Genomic DNA, 2,562 nt, shown 5'->3' with positions numbered 1-2,562 from the left:
TTGTGGTGAAAATTTACTTCGTCTCATAATACTGTTTAAAATTAAGATAATTATTCTACTTTTAAACAGTTCGGTTTAAAGGGAAGCTTACAATTTGACCTTTAAGTTTTGTTTCTCGGAATTTTTCAACTGTTGAGAAATCAAATTCAGTAGTAGGCTTTTCAATTTCTGTTTCTTGTGCAGTTCCTTTGCAAGAAAGTAAATTAAAAGTCAGAAATAGGATTAATATTTTAGTTCCGATTTTCATTTTTTGGGTATTGTGTACAACGGTCTCGGCTATGATTTCGTTGTGGAATCATCCGCAGGATTATTCCGCTTAGAAATCAGCCGTTAATTAATACTATTATTTTGGTGTGGAACAAAACCACAATGAATTATAGCCATTGTTAGGGCACGTTATTTTTTATTTCATTCAGGTATTTAAATTCCTCGTGGTCGAAAATATCAAGTTCGTTTTTAGTTGCTAGTTTTATCTGATTTCTGCATTTCAAAAGTCGGTCTATCATAGGTTGAATGTATGAATTACTATGATTAACGAAATCATATAAATCCTTACTTGAACTTGGTAATTTGTATCCCTTGTTTGAACTTGCTAGAATAACTCCATTGTCTCTTAATTTGGCAATTATTTTACTTCTAAAATAATGCATTGAAATTTTGTTTGGTTTTAGCTGTTCAATTTGGTTTATGAGTTCGAATGTGGTTACATATGTCTCAGGATTTATATTTCTGAAATGGAACAATAAGTACCTCAAGCAAGTACATTGGTCAATTACATAAGGAACGTCTGATTCTTCAAATTTATCCAAGAATTGACTTGCTAAGTTTAACCCCAAACTCGAAATCGTAGGGTCATAATTCGCAAAGTCTTTTCCGGGGTCGTATGCCATTGGCTTGTAATCTGGTGGCCAAATCCTTATTTCAATTACTTTTTGTTTTAAGGCTGTAAGCAATTCGTTTCTTCTTGGGCTTAACTTTTTTGGCTCATAACATCTTGCAATTGTTCCAGTCACGAAATCTGCCATTTGGACCATTAATTCCGATTTGCTATTAGAAAGTCGAAATTCAGATTGTTGAAATAGACTAGGAATATGTCTTTTTCGCATATACTTTATAAAACTTTCTTTAAATTCTTTTCCACCGTGTTCATCCGCAACAACAAGTAAGTCAGGAAAGGTTTTAAACAGTTCTCTGTCGACTAGAGAATGAAGAAACTTATAAAATGAACCTTTGTATTGAAATCCTTCACTAGTTAGTTTCGTTTTATCAACGACAATTGAAAAAATATGGTAATCTAAGGAATTAAGTTCTGCAATAATTTTTAATCTCCTTGTATCGTTGGTTCCTACTTTAGAAGATTTAATTTCTCCAGTTTGGAAGTTGGCTTTCCGAATTTTTTCCAATTCCGCTTCTAAATTCTCCAACTTTTCTTCTGAAACTATAATTGCTGTTACAATAAAAGTTTCGCTAACACCTTCTTTATCGAAATCAAGTCCGTTGTTTCCAAATTCATCTATGTAAGCAATTTGATTCTTCATTCAGTTCTAATGTGCCCTAACGTTTAGTATAAAAGAAGTAGGGCTGTAAATAAGCAATTATCTTTCGGATTATCCACAAGCCAAATCTTTTGCATTTTGTTTTATCTTATTTTACTAAAAGCCAAATCAAAAGATTTGGCGACCTCGCAAATAAGCCTGAACCATTGGGTTGAGCACTTACTTGCCCTATTTTTTTTATACATTGTTAGCAGTAGGCTTTACTCTCTTTTTTCAATTAATTCTAACACGATTCTACTTCCGTCGATATTTGTATAATCTAATTTTTTAAGTCCGTTCATTTTGTCAAAATCAGTTACTAAATGAGTAATTCCTAATTCTGAATTTGCTATGGCTGTCACTTTTCCGTCATCTCGGTTATAGCTATAGTCAGAATTAATGATAATATTACCTTTCCAAGTTTTCCATCTTTCGTTCCCCCAGTGTTCGCCAACTTCAAGTGTGGTTTGCCAATTTTCTTTATCAAACTGAATTTCTGGAAAAGGGTTTAATTCCAATATTTTAAAATATCTGTCTCTTGGAGGATGCAACCAAATAGTAGAGTCATTTTCTATCATACCAGTTGCCTCCATTCCAATCTTCTCAAATTCCGAGTTATAATACTTATACTGATATGGTTTTTGATTTCCATTAATTTTGCCCTCCATTATTTCCATTCCTAAATAGACTACCGTATTTTTATCTATTAAATTATCTTTTGTCAATTCCCAAGCATTATCAAATTCTTCCTTATTATCTCCGGTATATTGTACAGGAAAGAATCTCAATTTCATTTCTTGTTCATTGTCGTAAATCTTAACCGAAAAAATAAATTCTCCCTTGTCATAAATTTCTTTTCTTGGTTGTGTTCCAATTAATAAGCACGAAATTATTATTGTGAGAAGTGTCTTCATTTTTTTTTAGCTTACTGCTAACGGTTACGGCTATGCGCAGTGCGGTGTTAAATTACTATAATTTTGATTAAGGCACTAAGCCAAAACACTGTTTTTTGCATATTTTTCATTTT

At 32.2% G+C, this 2,562-nt stretch carries 3 protein-coding genes; all 3 read right to left on the bottom strand.

Annotation, left to right across the window (positions count from 1 at the left end; all coding sequences use genetic code 11):
* Positions 1-61: 61 nt before the first annotated feature.
* Positions 62-247 (bottom strand): hypothetical protein, encoded by a 186-nt coding sequence (locus BLW28_RS15455; RefSeq protein ID WP_073222345.1) that lies wholly within the window; start codon positions 245-247, stop codon positions 62-64.
* 139 nt (positions 248-386) lie between these two features.
* Positions 387-1,538 (bottom strand): DUF3800 domain-containing protein, encoded by a 1,152-nt coding sequence (locus BLW28_RS15450; protein WP_073222342.1) that lies wholly within the window; start codon positions 1,536-1,538, stop codon positions 387-389.
* Between the two features lie 218 nt (positions 1,539-1,756).
* Positions 1,757-2,449 carry a hypothetical protein gene (locus tag BLW28_RS15445; protein ID WP_073222338.1) on the bottom strand — a complete coding sequence of 231 codons (693 nt, stop codon included), beginning with the start codon at positions 2,447-2,449 and terminating at the stop codon, positions 1,757-1,759.
* Between the last annotated feature and the right edge of the window lie 113 nt (positions 2,450-2,562).

The organism is Aequorivita viscosa (assembly GCF_900106795.1).
GTDB lineage: Bacteria > Bacteroidota > Bacteroidia > Flavobacteriales > Flavobacteriaceae > Aequorivita > Aequorivita viscosa.
The sequence above is the reverse complement of the archived record's forward strand: the minus strand, read 5'-3'. Positions and strand labels throughout refer to the sequence as shown.

Coding starts and splice junctions, on each gene's coding strand:
- BLW28_RS15455 (WP_073222345.1), bottom strand. CDS start 247: ATGAAAATCGGAACTAAAATATTAATCCTATTTCTGACTTTTAATTTA.
- BLW28_RS15450 (WP_073222342.1), bottom strand. CDS start 1,538: ATGAAGAATCAAATTGCTTACATAGATGAATTTGGAAACAACGGACTT.
- BLW28_RS15445 (WP_073222338.1), bottom strand. CDS start 2,449: ATGAAGACACTTCTCACAATAATAATTTCGTGCTTATTAATTGGAACA.